The sequence below is a fragment of the Flavobacterium sp. FlaQc-57 genome, assembly GCF_044007395.1.
Lineage (GTDB): Bacteria > Bacteroidota > Bacteroidia > Flavobacteriales > Flavobacteriaceae > Flavobacterium.
On the sequence record NZ_JBIPDA010000002.1, the window covers coordinates 60,181 to 81,573 of the forward strand.

The window sequence follows — 21,393 nt, forward strand, 5'->3', positions numbered from 1 at the left end:
GCTAATTTATATTTGAGTATATATTTAATTTTACTTTAAAACGCTACACCAGTTGTACACAACTTCCGGCAATTACTTTTAGGCTTTCGTCAAATTGTTTCCAAACTCTTAAATAACGAAACGAATTAGAGACAGTCTTATTGTCATAAACTCCTTTTAATAAAACATTCACACTAACAACAGCCGTATTATCAATTATTCTAATAATTTGATCTGAAGCTTCTAAAACTTCAATTTTGATTTTACCGGAACGATAATTTTCTAAATCAAACTCTTTAGCAATAACTTGTCCGTCTGGTAAATTAAAAAGCAAATCATCGTGCAACATTTTATCCAAAGTCGAAACATCGGCATTTTTAATCGCAGTTAGAAGTTCAATCTCAGCATTAACTATGGCGTCTATTTTCATTTCAATAAGAATTAAGAATTACTTTTTCGGATTCAAAATGGTCTTAATCATAGCGTCATCTTTCAAAATGACATCGTAGTAATAAAGTTCACCAAATAATTGTCTGGCAAATTCTGCAGTTATATAACGGTTCACTAAAGCTTTAGTTTTATCTAACTTTAGATCTAAACCTGTCATTAAAATATAGTTTCTAAACTTTTTAAAGTACACATCAGAGCTTTTCATTTTAACCAAAAATTCATTAAAATGAAGTCCTGCAAAGGCATCTCGATTTTTATCCAATTCTTCAAAAACAAAATGTCCTACAATTCCAGTTTGAAGTAAATAGGCAACATTCTCATTTCCGTGTTCTGCTTCTATCGGCACAAAAACATCCGGAACGATTCCGCCTCCACCATAGACAATTTTACCTTTTGGTGTTTTAAATTTTAATGAATCAGCTACTTTTATACTGTCTTTTGCATAAAGTTCTCCAGATTTTATACGCGCTTCTGATTCTTTAAAATACTCTTCATTACCTTTTTTATAAGGTTTCTGAATCGATCTGCCTGTTGGTGTGTAATAACGCGCTACAGTCAATCTAACCGCAGATCCGTCATTAAAATCCATTTCGCGTTGCACCAGGCCTTTTCCAAAAGAACGACGACCAACAATAGTTCCGCGGTCATTATCCTGAAGAGCTCCCGCCAGAATTTCACTTGCCGAAGCACTATTTTCATTAATTAAAATATAGACTTTTCCGGTTTCAAAACTTCCTGCTTTTGTCGCGTACGTTTTTTCGGTTGTTCCGTTTTTATTTTTTGTAAAAACGATTAATTGTTTGTCTTTCAAAAATTCATCGGCTATAGCAATCGCTTCTTCCATATAACCACCGCCATTATCGCGAAGATCAATTACAAGCGATTCAATGCCTTTTTGTTTCAATCTTGTTAACCCGGTTTTGAACTCATTAAAAGTAGTTTCAGCAAAACGATTGATTTTGATATATCCGGTTTTATTATCAAGCAATAAAGAGGCATCAACGCTTTTTATTGGAATAATATCTCTTTTAACTTTAATCTTTAATTTCTTTTGTTCTGATTTTCTAAAAACGGTTAACTCAATTTCAGAACCTTTTATTCCTTTTAATTTCGAAAATAAACTGTCTGAGGGCAGTTTTCGACCAAATAACTTTGTTTTTCCTGCAAATAAAATTCTATCTCCGGATTTTATTCCTGCTTTCGCCGAAGGTCCGTTTTCAATTGGTTTTATAATTGCAACAGAATCTTTATACATATAAAAATTAATTCCGATTCCAACGAAATCACCTTTCATACTTTCAGCAACTTCTGCTTGTTCGCTTGGCGGAATGTAAACGGAATGCGGGTCTAATTTTGACAGGATATTATCTACTGTAAGGTTCACAATAGAATCGGTATTGATACTATCAACATATTCGTTATTGATAAAATCAATGAGTTTATTCAATTTGGTTTTTGAATAATTTTTAGCCAAAAGCTGATCATCAACGGGAGCATTCATTAAGCTTCCGATGACAATTCCGATAGCTAAAGTAGCTCCGATTACAATTGGCAAATATTTAGAATTAAATTTCATTATTCTTCTAAAACAGGAATATGCTCTACTTCGATACCTGCTTTTATTAAAAATTGAATTCCGGAATCATCACGATATCCATCTTTGTACACCACTCTTTTTATCCCAGATTGATGTATCAATTTACTGCATTCTTTACAAGGCGAAAGTGTAATATATAAAGTAGCTCCTTCGCAGGATTGCGTTGACCTTGCTACTTTCAAAATTGCATTTGCCTCGGCATGAAGAACATCCCAACGGGTTAATCCGTCTTCGTCTTCACAGCAATTCTCAAAACCTGATGGCGTACCGTTGTATCCATCAGAAATAATCATTCGGTCTTTTACGATAATAGCGCCTACTTGTTTGCGTTTACAATAGGAAAGTGCTCCCCATTCTTTCGCAATTCTTAGATAAGCTTTATCATATTTATTTAATTTTTTTTCTTCCATTTATTTTATCTGTTCCAAATTGGGCTTTCAATAATCATAGGAACTACTACTCCAACAATAAAAGCCGACATTACAAGCGCCCAATCGCGTTTTGAAAAACGAAATACGGTCTGTACAATATATGATATAATCAAAACTACAAATACTACAACTAACTGAGCTGCTTCAATTCCGAGCGCAAACTCGCCTAAAGGTAGTAATTTTGAACTAGGTGATCCTCCTAAAATAGTCTTGAAATAATTGGAGAATCCAAGACCGTGTATAATTCCAAAAAATAGGGTTACAAAAAACACCAAATTTAAACCATCGCTTTTCGATGTTTTGCCTGCTGTAAAAAGATTAAAAATCGCCGTTATTAAGATGGTTATCGGGATTAAAAATTCAACTGTATTCACTTTTATTGCAATTATCCCATACACAGAAAGCAATAAAGCCAGCGTATGACCAATTGTAAAAACAGAAACTAACAGCAAAATGCGTTTCCAGTCTTTAAATAAATAAGGGGTTGTTAATGCGATTAAAAAAAGAACGTGATCGTAAGCGTTAATATCTAAAACATGCTTTAATCCTATTTGAAAATAAATCCAAAACTCTGACATACTAGTGGTACTATTAAATGATTAAGGGGTTGTAAACTTACGATTTATTTTGAAAATTAATCAAGTCCCATTTTAAAACAACTAATAAAAATTAAGTTAAATTTTATGAGAACTTTAAAATTAATAATTTAAAATAAAAATTATCTTTGTGAGATAAAAAACTTATAATTATGTCATTTTCAGATTTATTTGATAGCGAATTCAAACAAAGAAATAAAGGTCACTTTTCAGCTATTGTTCGTGTAGCATTAGCAGACGGAATTGTACACCCAGAAGAAAAGAATTTCTTAGATAAATTAGCTTCACGTTTAGAAATTTCAGAAACTGAATACGAAGAAATTCTTAACGATCCATTAAAATACCCAATCAACCCACCTTATTTACATGTTCAGCGTTTAGAGCGTTTATACGATTTAACAAGAATGGTGCATGTTGATCATCATCTTGAAGACCAACAAGAAGTAATGTTAAGAAAATTAGGTGTTGCTTTAGGATTTACACCTAGTAACGTAAACTATATCATTGCAAAAGCATTATCATTAGTAGATAAAAAAGTTGATGGCGATACTTTTGTATACGAAATGCAACACATGCATAAATAGTATTCAGTTTTCGTTGAAAATAGTCTGCAGTCGCAGATTTCAGTTTTCAGACTAAATATTATACAAAAAACAAACCCGACAGATTTTAAAAAATCTGTCGGGTTTTCTATTTTAAAGATAAAATTTAAATTGAATTCAAAATAAACTCAACAGGTTTTTAATAGGTTAACGCAAAACTTAAATAAAAAATCCAGTTGAGGATTTTCTATTTAACTTGTAATTCAAACTTTCCTTCAAGTCCTCCCTTAAAATTCACCTGATAGTTTTTGACAACATCTAAGACTTGCGAACCTACAAATTCAAACTTAAAATTATTACTTCCAAAATCTGTTACTTTTATTGAATGTCCACCAATATAATATCTTGTATTTGGGGTTACTAATTCACAAAATCCTAAAAGTTCGTTAGCAGATCCAGGCCCCAATGAATAAATCCCCGTCAAATTCGTTTGTGCAGAAGGAAACGAAAGATCAATATACAGGTTTTCACTTTTCTTCTCGTTCGTTACCAAAAAACGAACCCTCTTCTGCGAATCAAAACTTGCTGTTTGATTATAGTACACTCCCTTCGTTGGCACAAAGCTTACTCCATCTATAACAATTGACGAATTTAAGCGCGTTCCATTGTCAGAATCTGAAGAACACGAAGTTATAAAACCTAATACTAATAAAAAAATCGAAGCAAATTTCCTCATAAAAATATTTTTCTTAAATGTATAAAAAAATCCGTACAATTTCGATCAAAAAAAAATCGCCTTAAACTTCAAAGCAAAACCCGACAGGTTTTAAAAACCTGTCGGGTTTAACTGTGACTGAAAACCGAGACTGTGACTAAAAACTAAAGTACTTCCGCTTCCGCCATAAACTGCTCAGCTTTTTCTACCATATTATAGCTTCCACAGAAAAAAGGAACTCTTTCATGCAATTCTGTTGGCTGGATTTCCATAATTCTTCCAAAACCATCTGTTGCTTTTCCTCCAGCTTGTTCGGCAATAAAAGCCATCGGATTACATTCATATAATAAACGTAATTTTCCTTTTGGTGCTTTTGAACTGGTCGGATATAAATATATACCGCCTTTGATCATATTTCGATGAAAATCAGAAACCAAACTTCCTATATATCTGGAAGTATAAGGTCTGTCTTCTTCTTCACGTTGACAATATTTAATGTAATTTTTTACTCCTTGCGGAAAATGCACATAATTTCCTTCGTTTACAGAATAGATATGTCCGTCTTTTGGAAACTTCATATTCGGATGTGAAAGATAAAATGTTCCGATCGCCGGATTCAGTGTAAAACCATTTACACCATGACCTGTAGTATAAACCAACATTGTCGAAGTTCCATAAATTACGTAACCTGCTGCCACTTGATTGATTCCCGGTTGTAAAAAATCCTCGCTAGTTACCGGAGTTCCAATTGGTGTTATTCTTCTGAAAACAGAAAAAATAGTCCCTAAAGAAACATTTACATCAATGTTTGAAGATCCGTCAAGCGGATCCATTAAGATCACGTACTTGTTATTATTACTATTGTCGCTCCCTTTGACAGTAATAAATTCGTCGTTTTCTTCTGAAGCAATACCACAGACAATCTCACGGTTAATTAACGTCTGAATAAATACTTCGTTGGCATACACATCTAATTTTTGTTGGTCTTCGCCCTGAATATTCTGTTCGCCTGCGGCGCCAATAATATCCACCAATCCGGCTTTGTTTACCTTATAATTGACGACTTTGGCCGCCAAACGTATAGAGTTGATAATTCGGGAAAGCTCTCCCGACGAATACTGAAATGCTTTTTGGTTCTCAATAATAAACTCTCCCAGTGTTTTATTGCGTTCTTCCATTGCTATATCGTTATAGTTTTTGATTATAAGTCACAAATATCGCTTTTTTTGTGAGAATGATTCAAAAATTATTTTGTTAGTTTGCCACTATTGTATATTTGCTAATTAAAAGCATTAAGCACCGAATAAAAAAATGCTTTATTAAGGAATAAGTAGTTAATAATAAGAATATATGAATATTAGAAAAGGGAATTCTGAAGACATGAAATCGGTTTTAGAATTGATACGGGAATTGGCAATATTCGAAAATGAACCAGATGCAGTTATTATAACTGTTGATGATTTAATACGTGATGGCTTTGGCGAAAAACCATTATTTAATGTTTTTGTGGCAGAGATAGAAAATGATTCAAACGAAAAAGAAATTGTTGGAATTGCTTTATACTATTATCGTTATTCAACCTGGAAAGGAAAAACAATACACCTTGAAGATTTAATTGTAAAAGAAAAAATGCGCGGCACCGGTTTAGGATCTGCACTTTATTCTGAAATAATGAAACAAGGAAAGAGAGATAATGTTCGAAGAGTCGAATGGAATGTTTTGGATTGGAATACTCCGGCAGTTAAATTCTACGAAAATTCGGGAGCAAAAATCCTCAACGGATGGCAAGTTGTACAAATGGACGAAGCGGGAATTAATTCGTTTCTAGAAAAATTATAAGAAGTATAGTTTGCCACAGATTATTAAGATTTTAAAATCTGTGTGGGTTTGCCACGAATTTCACTAATTTTCACTAATTAATTTGCGCTAATTCGTGAAATTCGTAGCTAAAAAAATGTGTAAAAATCCTTTTAATCTGTGGCAGAAAAATTAAAAATCTAAAATTAAAGATGAGAGTATTTAAATTTGGTGGAGCATCAGTTAAAGATGCCGATGGAATTAAAAACGTATACGACGTTTTACAAAAAGTAGGTTATGAAGATGTAATTCTTGTAGTTTCGGCTATGGGAAAAACAACAAATGCTCTTGAAGTTGTAATCAAGAATTATTTTGACAAATCGTCAGAGTTGAATTCTTCTGTACAAGAAATAAAAAAATACCACAATCAAATCTTATTGGATTTGTTTGAAGATGAAAAACATGAAGTTTTTACTGCGGTTAAAGCATTATTCTCAGAATTAGAATATTTCCTTGCGCATAACAAATCACCAAATTACAATTTTGTTTACGATCAGATTGTGAGTTTTGGAGAATTAATTTCGACGACTATTTTAAGTCACTTTATGAATTACAAAGGCATTCAAACGCAATGGCTTGATGTTCGTAATTTTATTAAAACCGATGCGACTTACAGAGATGCAGAAGTAGATTGGGACGCAACTCAACAAAACATCAGCAAAAATGTAAAACGTAAAATATTAAACATCACACAAGGATTTTTAGGTGCTGACGAAAATAACTTTACTACTACATTAGGTCGTGAAGGTTCTGATTATACTGCGGGAATTTTTGCTTATTGCTTAAATGCTGAAAGTGTTACAATCTGGAAAGATGTTCCGGGAGTAATGAACGCCGATCCGCGTTATTTTGAAAATGCGAGTTTATTAAATCAGATTTCATATCGTGAAGCAATCGAATTGGCTTTTTACGGAGCAACGGTTATTCACCCAAAAACATTACAGCCTTTACAGAAAAAGGAAATTCCGTTGTATGTAAAATCGTTTATCAACCCATTATTAAAAGGAACTTGCGTTTCTAAAGGTGTTGACTTAGAGCCACAATATCCTTGTTTTATTGTAAAAAGAAATCAGCTTTTGATCTCGCTTTCGTCAATAGATTTTTCTTTTATAATGGAAGAAAACATCAGCGAGATTTTCGCTTTGTTTCATGAGTTTAAAATCAAAGTGAATTTGATTCAGAATTCAGCTATTAGTTTTTCTGTTTGTGTGGAAGATAAATTCGGAAATTTCAACGAATTGAACGCGATCCTTTCTAAAAAATTCAAAGTAGATTATAACGAGAATGTGACTTTATACACGATTCGTCATTTTACAGAACAAGCTGCTCAAACAGTTGAAGAAAATAAAGAGGTTTTACTAAAACAAGTAAGCCGCGAAACGATGCAAATTGTTACTAAAGAGATTGACTAAATCTTCTTTTTAAAGTTAATTATTTCAATTCAAAAATATCTAAAAAGGGTTTCACCAAAAGTGAAGCCTTTTTTGTTTTTAATTCTTATCCGTATTAAAATGTAAAATAACCGATTACCGAATAAGACTTTTTATTATTATTTAGTATTTTTATCTTTTAACAAAACACATTCAATGTCAAAATCCAGTAAATTATTTATAAGAATATACTTTATCGCTTGTATTTGCTATATAGGTTTTGGTGTTTACCAAGTTATATTTTTAGGAGTTTCTTCTACAAAAGAATTACTTATCAGAACATCTCCAATTATAGTTGGGTTCTGTTCTGCATGGATTGTTTACAACAGATTTTACAGGAGTAAAAGAAACTAAATATGCAAATTAAGACTTAAATACCCGATTTCCGAGTAAGAGCTATCTTGAATAAATATTAATTTTAATTTGAACTTAAAACAAAAAAAGATGACCAACGGATCAATAACAATAACGCTATTAATCATAATTATAGCTCTTGCACATAGGTATAAAGTTTACAAAGAAAAAAAAGGATAATTTTATGATGTTTTAAAATTATCCTACAAAGACGGTTCTTTTCTCATACTTTTAGCTCTTTTTTCAAATCCTTAATGGTTTTCTTTAGTTCTTTTATACGTTCGGCATATTGTTCAATAATTCCCTCAGACAATTGTGAAACATTAACCTCACCAGCTTTTTCTTTTCGAATTACTTTTCCCTGAATAGTATCAATCTTTAATAAATCCTCGGGAATTATATCAAAAATTGCACAGATTTTTAAAATATGATTTGCCCACGAATGACTTTCGCCGCTTTCCATTCGCGCATAAGCCGACTGTGAGATGTCTAAAAAGTCAGCCACTTCTTCTTGAGACATGTCTTTATTTTTTCTAAGAGTTTTGAGCTTATTCCCTACAATGATGTTCATGATCTATAAAGTTTTCCTTATAAAACAACAGAGGACACATTTATAAAAATATACTCACAAAAATTTCATTTATTTTAAAAGATAAAAAAGGCTCCACAAAAGACTATTTAAAATACCCGATAATCACATAATACATATACTTACAAATTGGTAATTTAGGCCTACAAAAAAAACAAACCAATAATTCCTCAAGAAATCAGAAACCAAATCTGATATGACCCCGACTTTAAAACTCAAAATTATGACTAATTCAGTAATATTTTTATCTCGACTTGTAGTAATAGTGGCGCTAGGATATCGATTTAGCAAAAAACGTGCATAAAAATCTTTATTGTGATTCATTAAAAAACAAAGAAAATTTAAACTCATGAATGCTAATATTGAGCCAAACCAGGAAACCCAAAACGAATGGAACAACGATCCTGACAATTGGATTTGGGGAATATTTTACTACAATCCGAAAGACAATAGATTGTTCCCTCCTAAAAGAATAAAAGAACTGGGTTGGACCATTAATTTTGCCAATCCAAATTCTGTATTTCTAGTTATCATTCTCATCACAATTCTTCTTATAATAGGAGAAAGCACAACATAATTAAATCAAAAAAACAAGTCGATACTTCTCGACTACTCCATTTATTACAAACATGAAATTCTTTATATTCAAATACAGTATAGCTATTATTAGCTGTCTTTATTTAGCTTACTTTTTTTACAATCCTGATCATACCGACAAAATGATAAAAACAGGAACATCTATTGTCTTAGCGCTTTTTTTTTCTATCTCGATGTTTACTCAAATAAATGGCCGAAAATAACTCGCGAATAAACATTAACTACCTGATTTACAGAATCAATATTTCCCAATTATAAATACTACTTTTGATTTTTTAGAGTTAAGTATTTATGTTGAAAAAATTACTGTTTTTAACGGTGCTATTTTGGTTTTCCGGGCTTCAGGCTCAGGAAACAGAATCATCGTATAAAACGAAAAAAGTAATTACCAGCCGCGATACTATTCGTCTTGAAGAAGTCAGCATTAACTCGAGTTTTTTTCAAATTTTAAATACTAAAAATGAACCTATTGATTCGAGTTTCTATACCATTAACTTCGAGAAGGGATTTTTACTTTTTAATGAGAAACTAGGTTCAGCTTCAGATACTTTAATTGTAAATTATTTAAAATATCCCGATTTTCTAACCAAAGAATATAGTCGTTACAAATCAGACCAAGTGGTTACAAACGATGTTGGCTCTGAAAAATTATATAAGATCGAAAATACAAACGCTAAAAAAGTGACTCCTTTTGATGGCTTGAATACATCTGGAAGCATCACGCGTGGTGTTACGGTTGGAAACAATCAAAACACGGTTCTAAATTCTAACCTGGATCTTCAGATTACGGGAAAAATATCTGATAAAATTAGTTTACGCGCTTCACTTCAAGACAACAATATTCCGTTGCAAGATGGCGGCTACTCGCAAAAACTGGATCAGTTCGACAATATTTTCATGGAACTTTTTAGTGATGACTGGAATATTCGCGCTGGTGATGTTTTTTTAGAAAATAGAAAAACTCAATTTTTAAATTTCAACAAAAAAGTTCAGGGATTGTCCGCAAGTTTCAATTTTAATACAGAAGAAAGTAAAACGAACATTTTTGCTTCGGTCGCTTTTGTTAAAGGCCAGTATGCGAAAAGTACTTTTACAGGTCAGGAAGGTAATCAGGGACCTTATAAATTAAAAGGTCAAAATGGCGAATTGTATGTTCTGGTCATTTCAGGATCTGAGCGCGTTTATGTTAATGGTGTTTTGCTAAAACGCGGTGAAAACAATGATTATGTGATTGATTATAATGCAGGGGAAATCACTTTTACATCGCTTTTTACGATTACGTCTGAAATGCGAATTAATATCGAATACCAATACTCTGAAAGAAATTACAACCGATTGGTCACTTACGCAGGCGCAACGCACGAAAACAAAAACTGGAGTTTTGGCGGTTATGTTTATTCAGAAAATGACATGAAAAACCAGCCTTTACAGCAAAATCTTTCTACAGAACAGGTTGAAATTTTAAGTCAGGCTGGAGATGATCCTAGTTTAATGAAAGCACCATCAGCGTACGTTGATAAATATGCCGACAACAAAATCTTATACAAAAAAACAATTGCCAATTCGGTCGAAATCTATGAATATTCGAACGACGCCAGCAATGTTTTATACAATGTGAAATTTAGTCTTGTTGGAAATAATCTTGGAAACTACATCATTCAGAACAACAACTCGGTAGAACGAATTTATGAATATGCCGCGCCTGTAAATGGCGTTTTACAGGGTAACTACGAACCCATTGTTCAACTCGTTGCTCCAATTAAACTTCAGGTCGCTACTTTTTTAGGAAAATACAATCCGAATGAAAAAACGCTGGTAGATTTTGAAATTGCTGTAAGTAACAACGATAAAAATTTATTCTCGAAGATTGATGATGGTAATAATGGCGGAATTGCACTTAAAACCAACATCAAAAAACGTCTTTTTACGCGAAATTGGACTTTAGATGCTTTTGCAAATTATCAATTTGTTCAGGAAGATTTTCGTTCTGTTGAGCGTTTGTATAACATTGAATTTAACCGTGATTGGAATTTAAATTCGACTCTTTATGGTAATCAAAGTTTACTGGTTACTGGTTTGAATTTTGATTTATTTGCTAAAAGAGAAACCTCTAACATTGGTTTACTAACCTACCAATTTGAAAAATTAGATTATTCTGAAAGTTATTCAGGATCCAGACATACAACGACAGCTTTGTTCAAATTAAGAAATTGGACTATCGAAAATCAAGGGAGTTTTTTGAATAGTGATGCCACAAATTCGACTTCTAAATTTATTAGAAATCAAACCCGAACTAAATATCATTTTGGTAAAAACTGGATTGGCGCAAGTATGCAAATCGAGGATAATCAGGAAAAAGAGAAAGTTACGAATCAGTTTTCGGCCTTGAGCCAAAGATTCTCAGAATACGGAGCTTTTATTGGTCGCGGAGACAGTACCAAAGTTTTTATTGAAATTGGCTATCTGCAACGTCGAAATGATAGTTTACAAAACGGATTACTGCAGCATGTAAACAACTCGCAAACTTATTTTCTAAAGTCGAAATTGATTCAGAATAAAAAAACAGATTTAGCAGTTTATGCGAGTTATCGTAATTTAGATTTTACAGATTCATCTCGAAAAAGTGAACCTTCGTTAAATTCAAGAATCTTGTACAACGACCGTTTTTTTAATCAATTGATGCAAATTGGAACGGCTTACGAAACCAGTTCAGGAACTATTGCGCAACAAGAATTCACTTATATTGAAGTTCCAACAGGACAAGGTGTTTATACATGGAATGATTATAATGGCAATGGAATTCAGGAATTAGAAGAATTTGAAATTGCTGCTTTTCCTGATCAGGCAAGGTTTATCCGAATCTTTTTGCCCAATCAGATTTATATCAAAACCAATCAAAATAAATTTTCGCAATCTGTAGCGTTGAATCCGCTGCAATGGCAAAACGGTACAGGTTTCAGAAAATTCATTTCTTATTTTTATAATCAAACTTCGTTCATTATGGATCGTAAGGTAAAAAGTAAGGGCGAACGTTTAGAGTTGAATCCGTTTGATTCTTCAGAAGAAAATATTTTAGGACTTAATTCGAGCTTTAGAAACAGTTTGTTTTTCAATAGAGGAAAGCAAAAAAATTCCGTAACTTATAATTATCTTATCAATAAAGGTAAAAATCTACTTTCGTTAGGATCCCAAAATATCAAAAACAGCTCACATCAATTACAATACACGCATTTATATCAAAAAAGCTGGCTGTTTAATTTCTTCACGAAAACTATTAAAACTACATTAGTTTCAGAAGATTTCGTCGAAAAAAATTACGATCTAAAAGGATATCAGGTTGCACCAAAAATCAGTTACTTATTTTCTAAAAACACAAGTTTAGATTTCTTTTATGAATTTCAAAACAAAGAAAACCAAATTGGAAATTTTGAAACTTTGGTTCAAAACAGGCTTGGTACTTCTTTTTCGTTTGCCGGAGAGAAAAAAATCACTCTAAATGGCGAGTTTTCGTTCTATCAAAATAAATTTAACGGAAATGAGTTTTCATCTGTCGGATTTCAAATGCTTGAAGGTCTTCAAGAAGGACAAAATTTAGTCTGGAAATTGCTTTTACAGAAGAATATAACACAATTTTTAGACATTAACCTCAACTATCAGGGCCGAAAAAGTGAGACAGGATCGGTTGTGCATACAGGCAACGTACAACTTCGTGCATATTTTTAACACTTAACGAAAAACATATTCATAAATTGATTAATTTTAATAGAAATTTAAATTTGTAACCTTATGAAAAAATTATTTTTAATCTGTTTTATAGTTGTTTTGTCTTCTAATTTTTATGCTCAGGACGCAACTACAAAAGCAGCAAAGAGCAAAACTGAAGCTGCTGCGAAAAAAGCAAAATCGGACGCTGATAAAGCTAAAGCTGATGCAAAAAAAGAAGCCGCTAAAGCTAAAAAATCTGCAGATAAAGCTAGCGATGTATCTGCTAAAGCAAAAAAAGAATCTGCAAGCGCTAAAAAAACAGCCGATAAAGCAAAAAGCGATGCTAAAAAAGCTACTGATGACGCAGCTAAAAAAACTGCTGACAAAGCCGCAAGCACAAAAGCTGACGTAAAGAAAACAGCAGCAAAAGCAGAGGAAGTCTCAAAAACAGCTAAAAAAGATGCCACAGCTACTAAAAAAACAGCTAGCAAAACATTAAAAGAAACTACTGAAAAGGCTCCAAAAGTTGCTGATAAAGTTACTGGAGAGTACAATGGTAAAAAAGTATATACAGGACCAAAAGGCGGTAAATACTACATCAATAAAAATGGTAACAAAACGTATATTCAGGATTAGGAAAAATACTGAGTCACTAAGATAATAAAGTACTAATATATGAGACTTTGAAGCCGAACTTACGTTCGGCTTTTTTATTTGTTACGCAAAAAAAATCTTAGAACCTAGGTTACTCAACATCTTAGCACCTTAAATAAAATATAGAGTTAATAATTTAGTAATACGTACGAAATAACACAAAAAACATATTTCTTTATCTTCGTTTTTAAAAAGCGTTAAACTATGAGCATTGACTATACTGCAAACAAAACAATTTTAGTTGCTCCATTAAACTGGGGGTTGGGTCACGCCACAAGATGCATCCCAATTATTAAAGCGCTTCAAGAAAATAATTTTATCCCGATAATAGCTTCTGACGGTATTGCGTTGGCATTATTACGAAAAGAGTTTCCATATATTCAAACTTTGGAACTGCCTTCTTATCATATTGAATATGCAAAGAATGCAAAAAACTTTAAGTGGAAGTTAATTAAAAACTTACCCAAAATGATCGTCGCCATTATGGATGAGAAGAAAATGGTAAAAGGATGGATCAAAAAACACGGAATTGACGGAATCATTTCTGACAACCGATTGGGTGTTTTCAGCAAAAAAATCCCTTCTGTTTTTATGACACATCAATTGAACGTAATGACTGGAAACACTACTTGGTTTACGAGTAAATGTCATCAATATATTATAAAAAAATATACAGAATGCTGGGTTCCTGATACCAATGAGAAAACAAATTTAACAGGAGAACTTGGCCATCTTAAAACGAATGATCTTAACATAAAATACATTGGTCCATTAAGCAGAATGCGCAAAAAGGAAACTCCAAAAGTCTATGACTTAATGATTATTCTATCTGGTCCAGAACCTCAACGTACTTTTTTAGATGAAAAATTACAAAAGGAAGTTATCAATTTTAAAGGTAAAGTTGTTTTTGTACAAGGTATTGTAGAAAAAACACAAACCAAATGGCAAGCAGGAAATGTTACTTATTATAATTTCATGAACTCTAAACAACTAGAACAGACTTTTAATGAAAGTGAATTTGTTTTATGTCGTTCCGGTTATACTACTGTAATGGATTTGGCAAAATTGGGTAAAAAAGCCTTTTTCATACCAACTCCCGGACAATATGAGCAAGAATATTTGGCGATAAAGCTTCAGGAAGAAAATTTGGTACCGTACGCAATGCAAGACGACTTTACCATTGAAGATCTTTCAAAAGTAAAGTCGTTTAAAGGTTTAACTCAATTTAACGATAATATAGATTGGGATTCTCTATTTAGTGTTTTTGAGGATTAATTTTAGAAGTTAAACTGCGCTTGCAATCGCAATAAATTTCCTTGTTGTCTATTAATTGGCAGTGCACTGTCTTCAAAAGTACGGTCAGCAATAACGTATTCTGCTGTAAGCTCGAAGGCTTTGATTGGCTGCCATTCTATACCAATTTCGTAATCTCTAACAACATAACTTCTGGCATCTTTTTCATATTTTTTCCCTCCGTCATAATATTGAAATTTTGCAAAAGGGTATATATGTTGCTTTTTTATATCTAATTTATAATTCAATAAAACATAACCTCCGTTTAAATCTGTTTCGTCAACGGTATTGGTTAGAGTATTATAACGAGGTCCTCTACCAATATTATATTCGGTTTGGATTCCAAAAGGTCTTGGATACAGTACAAATGTTGCTCCTACTCTCTGATCTTTTACATATTGCGGATCATCGACTTTTACTCCTGGTGAAATTTCGCCTGTAAAAGCCCATTTTCCTGTATACGCCTGAATTCCTGGTTCTATAATTTGACTACCAATAATGAACGGATATGTTGCTCTGGCTACAACATTTAAGTCTCTGTTTCCGTCTAGTTTATTAGCGATTTGTCCGTTATAAACACCAAAAGCAAAAACTCCATAGTCGCCTGAACCTTTGTAACCATCATTTACTAACATGGCGAAACGCTCTCTAATTTTGGCTGGAGCCCAATAAAAAAACATTCCTAAATCACGTTCGTTTAATATCGCACTATTCATCGCATCGTTACGATCTAATGCCAAACGTTGCGAACTGGATTGCATATTTTCGAAGCCATAAGGTATTTTACTTTGACCAATACGAACGCGATATTCTTTTTTCTTATCAAAAGAAAGATCAAAATACAAATCACGAATTTGAACAAAATTCTGGATTCCTGTACTTGGCGAACTGGCAAAATCCGGCTGAAAATAGAAAAACACATTTGGGTGAACTTGCCCTGAAAATACTAAACGCGCACGTCTTATAAAAAGTCCGTTGTTTGATTTTGCATCTGGCGCAGTTGAAGTTGTTCCCCAAGACTTATCACATTGCTCGCAGGAAACTTTATCGTTTGTCGAAAACAAACCATTATATCTAATTTGTGCATAACCTCTTAAAGAGATTCTATCGTACCAATGTTCGGCGGTACCTGCTCCAGATTGCGTATCTGGTAATTTTGCTTTGTTGATTGAATCAAGAAGACGAACTACTTCTTTTTTCACATCATCTTTACTTAACTCTTGCGCATTTGAAGCGCAAGTTATCAGCAATAAAACGGCTAATATTTTTCTTTTTATCATCCTTTCTGTAATTCCCTTAATTTCAAGGTGCAAAGATGACTCTCCTATGTTAAGAAATCATTAACAGGATGTTACTATAATAAAAATTTAATGTTATGAGGTCTTATCGCAGATTTAGTAATTGTTAAAACGCACTATTTTAAGGGTTTCAACATATGGCTGCTTACAATTATTTAACCTCTGCTTTTACTGTTTTATTTGCTTTTTCAAGCGTAAAAGAGAATTCAGAACCAATTCCGAACTCACTTTCTACATATACTTTCTCTTTATGAGCTTCAATAATATGTTTTACAATTGCTAATCCTAAACCAGAACCACCTTCTGAACGGGTTCCGCTTTTATCAACTCTGTAAAAACGTTCAAAAAGTCTGGGTATGTTTTGTTTTTCAACTCCTTCTCCATTATCGCTAATACGAATCAAGACTTTCTTCTTGGTTAGATTTACAACGCCAACTTCTGTTAATCCGTCTTCTTTACCATATTTAATAGAATTCACTATTAAGTTTTCAAGCACTTGCTGAATTCTGTCCTGATCTCCACGAATGATAACCGACTTAACATTTTTACTTTCAAAAGCCAATTTAATCTTCTTTTTGTCCGCTTTCATCTCAAGCAAATCAAAAACGTTCTGAATTAATTCGACAATATCAAAATCAGTCATATTTAAATCTAAATCACCAGATTCTAATTTGGTAATCATATCTAAATCTTCGACAATATAAATTAAGCGTTCTACACCTTTTTCAGCGCGTTTTAAGTATTTCTTTCTAATGTTTTTATCATCCATTGCTCCATCAAGCAAAGTAGAGACATAGCCCTGAACCGTAAACAAAGGTGTTTTAAGTTCGTGCGAAACGTTTCCTAAAAATTCTCTTCGGTATTGTTCCCGAATTTCCAGCATTTCGATTTCAAGTTTTTTATCAGTCGCAAATTTTTTCACTTCACGCGAAAGCGTTTCCATATCTGTAGTAATAGGCTGATTGATAAGAGTTGTCGATTCTAAAAGCGAAACCTCATCATAGATTTTCTTAACTCTTCTATAAATAAAACGCTCTACTCGATATTGTAAAACCAGAAAAGAGAAAATATAAATTGATATAAGAAAGATTATTCCAAATGCAATTTGATGATTTAATTGATTTTTATAAAATAAAGACATCAATATCAACACAAATCCTGTTGCAAAAAGACTTATATATAATGCCGACTTGACAGCAAATTTGTATGTTTTTTTAAAATTAATTTTCATTGATATAATTCAACCTTTAAAAAATTAAGAAAAATTAAGCTTTAACTCAAAAACCATATGAGAAATTGAAGATCATATAAATGTAATGAACTTCAATTTCTCATATGGTTTAAATCTATTGAATGTTTTTAAAACAATTTGATCTGTTTAAATCTTAACTAAAATACCATTGTGACTAAAGCCTTAGTAGCTCAGAACCTTAGTATATTAGTTACTTTAAAACTAAACTTCAAATTTATAACCAACACCTTTTATTGTTTTAAAAAGGTCTTCTCCTATTTTTTCGCGTAGTTTTCTAATGTGAACATCAATTGTTCTTCCTCCTACTACAACTTCATTACCCCAAACTTTATCCAGGATTTCGTCTCTTTTAAAAACTTTTCCAGGTTTTGAAGCTAATAAGTAAAACAATTCGAATTCTTTTCTCGGTAAAGCAATTTCAACATTGCCTTTGATGATCTTATATTCTTCACGGTTAATCTCTATTCCACCTACATTTAAGGTGTCGCTAACCACTTCTTGTTCTTTTAACCTTCTTAACAGCGCCTTTACTTTACTGACCAATAATTTTGGTTTTATTGGTTTTGTGATATAATCATCTGCACCTGCATCGAAACCAGCAACTTGCGAGTAATCTTCGCTTCTTGCTGTCAGAAATGTTATGATAACATTATTTAATTCCGGGATTTTTCTAATGTGTTCGCAAGCTTCCATACCGTCCATTTCCGCCATCATCACATCCATAATAATTAGGTCCGGCAATTCTTTTTGAGCTTTTGCAATAGCTTCTTTTCCGTTTGAAGCTGTTACAATTTGGTAGCCTTCCTGAGCAAGGTTATAGCCAACGATTTCTAAGATATCTGGTTCATCGTCAACTAATAAAATCTTGGTTTGTGTTTTTTTCATAAATAGCAAAAATTGAGATTTTTACATCAAATTTTATTCATTATACATTCGACGTTTTTTATTTCACTGCGTAAATATACTAACAAAACAGGCGTTAAAAAATGCGGTTAACGGTAATTTAATCTGGTAACAATTTGATAATCTACAAGACACAAAAACATAACAAGTGCCTAACATGAACTTTACACAGCGTTTCTTTCTTTGCACAAAAATAAATCAAACACAACACAAAAATGAAATTCAATTTAAAATTTCTATTTATTACATTATTCATCTGTACGATTTCGATCGCGCAAAACAAAGGTACGATTTCTGGTGTATTAACCGACAAAGAAACCAACAATGAAGTTTTACCTTTCGCAAATGTTTTACTAAAAGGGACTAACACAAGTGCGAACACTGACATTGACGGAAAATATTCGTTGAGCGTAAATCCGGGAGATTATATTATTATTTTTAGTTTCGTTGGATATGAATCTGTAGAAAAACCAGTAACGGTTAAAGCAAATGAAACAATCACAATTAATCAAGTGCTTTCATCAGGAAGTTTTACTCTTAAAGATGTAGTTGTAAAATCTACAGCAAACAGAGAAAAAGAAACCGCCTTATTACTAGACCAAAAAAATGCCGTTGTAATCAAACAAAGTATCGGCGCACAGGAAATGTCAAGAAAAGGTGTTAGCGATGTCGAAGAAGGTTTAACAAAAATTACCGGAATCACTAAGGTAGGATCAAGAGGTTTATTTGTTCGTGGACTGGAAGACAGATACAACAACTTATTGATTAATGATCTTGCCGCTCCAACAAACAATCCGTTTTTAAAAATCATTCCTTTGGATTTATTTTCTACTGACATTGTAGGTGTTATTGAAGTTTACAAAACATTTAGCCCAAATATATATGGTGACTTTGCTGGTGGAACATTTAATATTCAGACTTCAAAAAACACAAAAAGCATCACAAAAATTAACATCGGAACAAGCTATATTGCAAACAGTAACTTTAAAAGATTTTCACTTTCTAAAGATGCTGACTCCGCTGAAGGCTTTTTTGGAATGACTGGAGATAACAGAAAACTTCCTTCATTGCTAGGAGATACACCATCAAGTCATGTTTTTACTCCTGAAGAATCATTAAACAATTTTCAAAGTGGTTTTGATGTTTCATCAATCAGAACTCCACTTAATACAAGTATTGGATTTTTACACTCTGAAAAATTTGATTTGGGTAAAGACCGAAATTTCTCTTACATTTTTTCGATAAATGCTGAAAACAGTTACGGAATACAAGAAGGAGTAGAAAGAACTTTTGCTTATCAAAGTACCGGAATTAGCTACAAAACTGACTTTGTAACTACAGACAATCATTATAAAACTGCACTAACTGGATTGTTAGGTTTAAACTACAGCACTAACAGATTCAAATTATCGTACAACAGTCTTTTTATCAGAACCACAGATAATTTAATTAAAGATCAGTTTGGGGTTGCAAATGCCGAAACAGGAACAGGAACAAATAAAACCCTAATCCGTACGAACCAATTAGACCAATCAGACTATTGGAACAATCAATTGGTAGGGGAATATGCAATAAACGAAGACAAAAGCCAAACTATAAAAGTTGGAATCTCTTACGCAAAAACAAAATACAATCAACCTGACAGAAAAGCATTTTCGGGTGTTAAGACAGAGAATGACGGAATACTTGCTTCTATTGCAGGAAACAATTTTATTAAACAATACTTAGAAATTACCGGAAATTCATATTTCTCTGGTTTAACTGAATACAACTTAAAATTTGGATCAGAAAAAAACCACAGATTAACACTAGGATACAACGGAAATAAATCAGATATGGAGTCTTCTTATCGTTTTATTTCGCCAACTACAGGTCCAAATGTTAATGCTCCATTAAACAGCATTGACGATCAGTTGAACGGTTATATAGCGGGTGGTGCTTTTAACTACAGAGAAAGTTCTAATGCTACTTACAAAGCGATATTAAAAGAAGGTACAAACGCAGGATATGCAAATTTACTTTACAAATTCAATGAAAAACTTGAGGTTAATGGAGGAGTAAGATTAGAAAGCGCAAACAGAGAAACTAAATACAGACAACAAGGTTCTTTTAGTGACCCATTCGTGACTTTAAATTACGATAAAGTTTATGTACTACCTTCGCTTAATGCTAAATACAGTATTACTGAAAAAGCAAATATTCGTTTAGCAGGTGGTGTTACTTACACAAAACCAGTTATAATGGAAGCTTATCCTATCGAATATATTAACGCCGATGGAACTTCTATGAAAGGAAATCCATACTTAGTAAATAGTGATAATTACAATGTTGATTTAAAGTATGAATTTTTCCCAACAGCAAAAGAGATGTTTGCAGTAGGTCTTTTTGGTAAAAAAATGGACAATCCTATCGAGAGAACATTAACAGCAAATGCGGCAGGTTCTACAATCATTACTTATTTAAATTCAGACAATGCAGTTTTATATGGTGCAGAAATCGAATTCATTTATGACTTAGGAAGATTAACGGATAATTTTAAAGATTTCTCATTAGGATTCAATACTTCTTTAATGAGTACAAAGGCAGAAGTGAAACCTTTTATTACTAATCCTGACGGAACTACTACACAATCTATTGAAACTCATAAATCAAGAGAATTACAAGGTGCTTCAAAATGGTTAATCAATTCAGATCTAAAATACCAATTTAATGTCAACAAAAACTGGAGCAATACTGTTTCATTAGTTTACTCCGTATTTGGAAAAAGAATTTATGCCGTAGGAACAAATGGTTTAGATCATATTTATGAGCTACCTGTACAACAATTAGATTTTGTATGGACTAGTAAATTAAACGATCATTTTGATGTAAAATTCTCAGCAGACAACTTATTAGATCCTGCTCGTAAATTTGAAATTGGAGACAATAGTGTAACACCAGTTATTGGAGATCCTTTGACAAGAAGCTACAAAAAAAGCAGAGGATTTTCTTTAAGCCTAGGATACACATTCTAACATTACTCACCACTAAAAACACAAAGCCCTATTTCGATAGGGCTTTTTTTATTTTGCCTTATAAATCATCTTAACATTAAATTCACATTTAAGAGATTTTATAATAACGGTATTGTAATACTGAGCTAACACACAAG

At 32.5% G+C, this 21,393-nt stretch carries 18 protein-coding genes; 8 read left to right on the plus strand and 10 right to left on the minus strand.

The window, feature by feature from the left end; all coding sequences use genetic code 11:
* Positions 1 to 43 precede the first annotated feature (43 nt).
* Genes ACHRVZ_RS06240 through ACHRVZ_RS06255 form a run of 4 tightly spaced genes read right to left on the minus strand, consistent with a single transcriptional unit; the run spans position 44 to position 3,035 of the window.
* Positions 44 to 409 (minus strand): nuclear transport factor 2 family protein, encoded by a 366-nt coding sequence (locus tag ACHRVZ_RS06240; RefSeq protein WP_395421353.1) that lies wholly within the window; start codon positions 407 to 409, stop codon positions 44 to 46.
* 18 nt (positions 410 to 427) lie between these two features.
* Complete coding sequence (locus ACHRVZ_RS06245) at positions 428 to 2,005, minus strand: S41 family peptidase (protein WP_395421354.1); 1,578 nt, start codon at positions 2,003 to 2,005, stop codon at positions 428 to 430.
* Positions 2,005 to 2,436 carry a deoxycytidylate deaminase gene (locus tag ACHRVZ_RS06250; RefSeq protein ID WP_395421355.1) on the minus strand — a complete coding sequence of 144 codons (432 nt, stop codon included), beginning with the start codon at positions 2,434 to 2,436 and terminating at the stop codon, positions 2,005 to 2,007. The genes ACHRVZ_RS06245 and ACHRVZ_RS06250 overlap by 1 nt, the downstream gene beginning before the upstream one ends.
* Positions 2,437 to 2,441: 5 nt before the next feature.
* Positions 2,442 to 3,035, minus strand: coding sequence for a HupE/UreJ family protein (locus ACHRVZ_RS06255; RefSeq protein ID WP_395421356.1), 594 nt, complete (start codon positions 3,033 to 3,035; stop codon positions 2,442 to 2,444).
* Positions 3,036 to 3,205: 170 nt separating this feature from the next.
* Here ACHRVZ_RS06255 and ACHRVZ_RS06260 point away from each other — a divergent pair, with 170 nt between their 5' ends.
* A complete protein-coding gene (locus ACHRVZ_RS06260) occupies positions 3,206 to 3,637 on the plus strand; it encodes a TerB family tellurite resistance protein (protein ID WP_395421357.1) in 432 nt (143 codons plus the stop codon).
* Between the two features lie 205 nt (positions 3,638 to 3,842).
* Here the strand turns inward: ACHRVZ_RS06260 and ACHRVZ_RS06265 are convergent, their stop codons facing one another.
* Together ACHRVZ_RS06265 and fbp are read right to left on the minus strand one after the other, a co-directional pair.
* Entirely contained in the window at positions 3,843 to 4,331 is a 489-nt protein-coding gene (locus ACHRVZ_RS06265) for a hypothetical protein (protein ID WP_395421358.1), read from the minus strand.
* Between the two features lie 143 nt (positions 4,332 to 4,474).
* Positions 4,475 to 5,488 carry a class 1 fructose-bisphosphatase gene (fbp, locus tag ACHRVZ_RS06270; protein WP_395421359.1) on the minus strand — a complete coding sequence of 338 codons (1,014 nt, stop codon included), beginning with the start codon at positions 5,486 to 5,488 and terminating at the stop codon, positions 4,475 to 4,477.
* 172 nt (positions 5,489 to 5,660) lie between these two features.
* On the opposite strand from fbp, the gene ACHRVZ_RS06275 reads away from it, so the two are divergent.
* Positions 5,661 to 6,149, plus strand: coding sequence for a GNAT family N-acetyltransferase (locus tag ACHRVZ_RS06275; RefSeq protein WP_395421360.1), 489 nt, complete (start codon positions 5,661 to 5,663; stop codon positions 6,147 to 6,149).
* A gap of 170 nt (positions 6,150 to 6,319) precedes the next feature.
* On the plus strand, positions 6,320 to 7,579 hold the full coding sequence (locus ACHRVZ_RS06280) for an aspartate kinase (RefSeq protein WP_395421361.1): 1,260 nt from the start codon (positions 6,320 to 6,322) through the stop codon (positions 7,577 to 7,579).
* A 595-nt stretch (positions 7,580 to 8,174) separates the two neighbouring features.
* Here the strand turns inward: ACHRVZ_RS06280 and ACHRVZ_RS06285 are convergent.
* A complete protein-coding gene (locus tag ACHRVZ_RS06285) occupies positions 8,175 to 8,522 on the minus strand; it encodes a helix-turn-helix transcriptional regulator (RefSeq protein WP_395421363.1) in 348 nt (115 codons plus the stop codon).
* 367 nt (positions 8,523 to 8,889) lie between these two features.
* Here ACHRVZ_RS06285 and ACHRVZ_RS06290 point away from each other — a divergent pair, with 367 nt between their 5' ends.
* The 4 genes from ACHRVZ_RS06290 to ACHRVZ_RS06305 all read left to right on the plus strand — a co-directional run bounded on the left by ACHRVZ_RS06290 (position 8,890) and on the right by ACHRVZ_RS06305 (position 14,771).
* Positions 8,890 to 9,117 (plus strand): DUF5808 domain-containing protein, encoded by a 228-nt coding sequence (locus ACHRVZ_RS06290; RefSeq protein WP_395421364.1) that lies wholly within the window; start codon positions 8,890 to 8,892, stop codon positions 9,115 to 9,117.
* A gap of 311 nt (positions 9,118 to 9,428) precedes the next feature.
* Positions 9,429 to 12,860: a hypothetical protein gene (locus ACHRVZ_RS06295; RefSeq protein WP_395421365.1), complete on the plus strand. Its 3,432-nt coding sequence runs from the start codon at positions 9,429 to 9,431 to the stop codon at positions 12,858 to 12,860.
* A gap of 63 nt (positions 12,861 to 12,923) precedes the next feature.
* A complete protein-coding gene (locus ACHRVZ_RS06300; RefSeq protein ID WP_395421367.1) occupies positions 12,924 to 13,478 on the plus strand; it encodes a hypothetical protein in 555 nt (184 codons plus the stop codon).
* Between the two features lie 222 nt (positions 13,479 to 13,700).
* Positions 13,701 to 14,771 (plus strand): glycosyltransferase, encoded by a 1,071-nt coding sequence (locus ACHRVZ_RS06305; RefSeq protein WP_395421368.1) that lies wholly within the window; start codon positions 13,701 to 13,703, stop codon positions 14,769 to 14,771.
* Between the two features lie 2 nt (positions 14,772 to 14,773).
* Here ACHRVZ_RS06305 and ACHRVZ_RS06310 read toward each other — a convergent pair whose 3' ends face one another.
* The 3 genes from ACHRVZ_RS06310 to ACHRVZ_RS06320 all read right to left on the minus strand — a co-directional run bounded on the left by ACHRVZ_RS06310 (position 14,774) and on the right by ACHRVZ_RS06320 (position 18,224).
* Positions 14,774 to 16,069: a porin gene (locus ACHRVZ_RS06310; protein WP_395421370.1), complete on the minus strand. Its 1,296-nt coding sequence runs from the start codon at positions 16,067 to 16,069 to the stop codon at positions 14,774 to 14,776.
* Between the two features lie 169 nt (positions 16,070 to 16,238).
* Positions 16,239 to 17,318 carry a sensor histidine kinase gene (locus ACHRVZ_RS06315; RefSeq protein WP_395421371.1) on the minus strand — a complete coding sequence of 360 codons (1,080 nt, stop codon included), beginning with the start codon at positions 17,316 to 17,318 and terminating at the stop codon, positions 16,239 to 16,241.
* 222 nt (positions 17,319 to 17,540) lie between these two features.
* Positions 17,541 to 18,224, minus strand: a complete 684-nt coding sequence (locus tag ACHRVZ_RS06320; RefSeq protein ID WP_041518469.1) for a response regulator transcription factor — start codon at positions 18,222 to 18,224, stop codon at positions 17,541 to 17,543.
* A 233-nt stretch (positions 18,225 to 18,457) separates the two neighbouring features.
* On the opposite strand from ACHRVZ_RS06320, the gene ACHRVZ_RS06325 reads away from it, so the two are divergent.
* A complete protein-coding gene (locus tag ACHRVZ_RS06325; RefSeq protein WP_395421373.1) occupies positions 18,458 to 21,256 on the plus strand; it encodes a TonB-dependent receptor domain-containing protein in 2,799 nt (932 codons plus the stop codon).
* The last annotated feature ends 137 nt before the right edge of the window (positions 21,257 to 21,393 follow it).

What these genes read in the sequence shown, in the direction of transcription:
- ACHRVZ_RS06240 (WP_395421353.1), bottom strand. Translation starts at nt 409, where the DNA reads ATGAAAATAGACGCCATAGTTAATGCTGAGATTGAACTTCTAACTGCG.
- ACHRVZ_RS06245 (WP_395421354.1), bottom strand. Translation starts at nt 2,005, where the DNA reads ATGAAATTTAATTCTAAATATTTGCCAATTGTAATCGGAGCTACTTTA.
- ACHRVZ_RS06250 (WP_395421355.1), bottom strand. Translation starts at nt 2,436, where the DNA reads ATGGAAGAAAAAAAATTAAATAAATATGATAAAGCTTATCTAAGAATT.
- ACHRVZ_RS06255 (WP_395421356.1), bottom strand. Translation starts at nt 3,035, where the DNA reads ATGTCAGAGTTTTGGATTTATTTTCAAATAGGATTAAAGCATGTTTTA.
- ACHRVZ_RS06260 (WP_395421357.1), top strand. Translation starts at nt 3,206, where the DNA reads ATGTCATTTTCAGATTTATTTGATAGCGAATTCAAACAAAGAAATAAA.
- ACHRVZ_RS06265 (WP_395421358.1), bottom strand. Translation starts at nt 4,331, where the DNA reads ATGAGGAAATTTGCTTCGATTTTTTTATTAGTATTAGGTTTTATAACT.
- fbp (WP_395421359.1), bottom strand. Translation starts at nt 5,488, where the DNA reads ATGGAAGAACGCAATAAAACACTGGGAGAGTTTATTATTGAGAACCAA.
- ACHRVZ_RS06275 (WP_395421360.1), top strand. Translation starts at nt 5,661, where the DNA reads ATGAATATTAGAAAAGGGAATTCTGAAGACATGAAATCGGTTTTAGAA.
- ACHRVZ_RS06280 (WP_395421361.1), top strand. Translation starts at nt 6,320, where the DNA reads ATGAGAGTATTTAAATTTGGTGGAGCATCAGTTAAAGATGCCGATGGA.
- ACHRVZ_RS06285 (WP_395421363.1), bottom strand. Translation starts at nt 8,522, where the DNA reads ATGAACATCATTGTAGGGAATAAGCTCAAAACTCTTAGAAAAAATAAA.
- ACHRVZ_RS06290 (WP_395421364.1), top strand. Translation starts at nt 8,890, where the DNA reads ATGAATGCTAATATTGAGCCAAACCAGGAAACCCAAAACGAATGGAAC.
- ACHRVZ_RS06295 (WP_395421365.1), top strand. Translation starts at nt 9,429, where the DNA reads ATGTTGAAAAAATTACTGTTTTTAACGGTGCTATTTTGGTTTTCCGGG.
- ACHRVZ_RS06300 (WP_395421367.1), top strand. Translation starts at nt 12,924, where the DNA reads ATGAAAAAATTATTTTTAATCTGTTTTATAGTTGTTTTGTCTTCTAAT.
- ACHRVZ_RS06305 (WP_395421368.1), top strand. Translation starts at nt 13,701, where the DNA reads ATGAGCATTGACTATACTGCAAACAAAACAATTTTAGTTGCTCCATTA.
- ACHRVZ_RS06310 (WP_395421370.1), bottom strand. Translation starts at nt 16,069, where the DNA reads ATGATAAAAAGAAAAATATTAGCCGTTTTATTGCTGATAACTTGCGCT.
- ACHRVZ_RS06315 (WP_395421371.1), bottom strand. Translation starts at nt 17,318, where the DNA reads ATGAAAATTAATTTTAAAAAAACATACAAATTTGCTGTCAAGTCGGCA.
- ACHRVZ_RS06320 (WP_041518469.1), bottom strand. Translation starts at nt 18,224, where the DNA reads ATGAAAAAAACACAAACCAAGATTTTATTAGTTGACGATGAACCAGAT.
- ACHRVZ_RS06325 (WP_395421373.1), top strand. Translation starts at nt 18,458, where the DNA reads ATGAAATTCAATTTAAAATTTCTATTTATTACATTATTCATCTGTACG.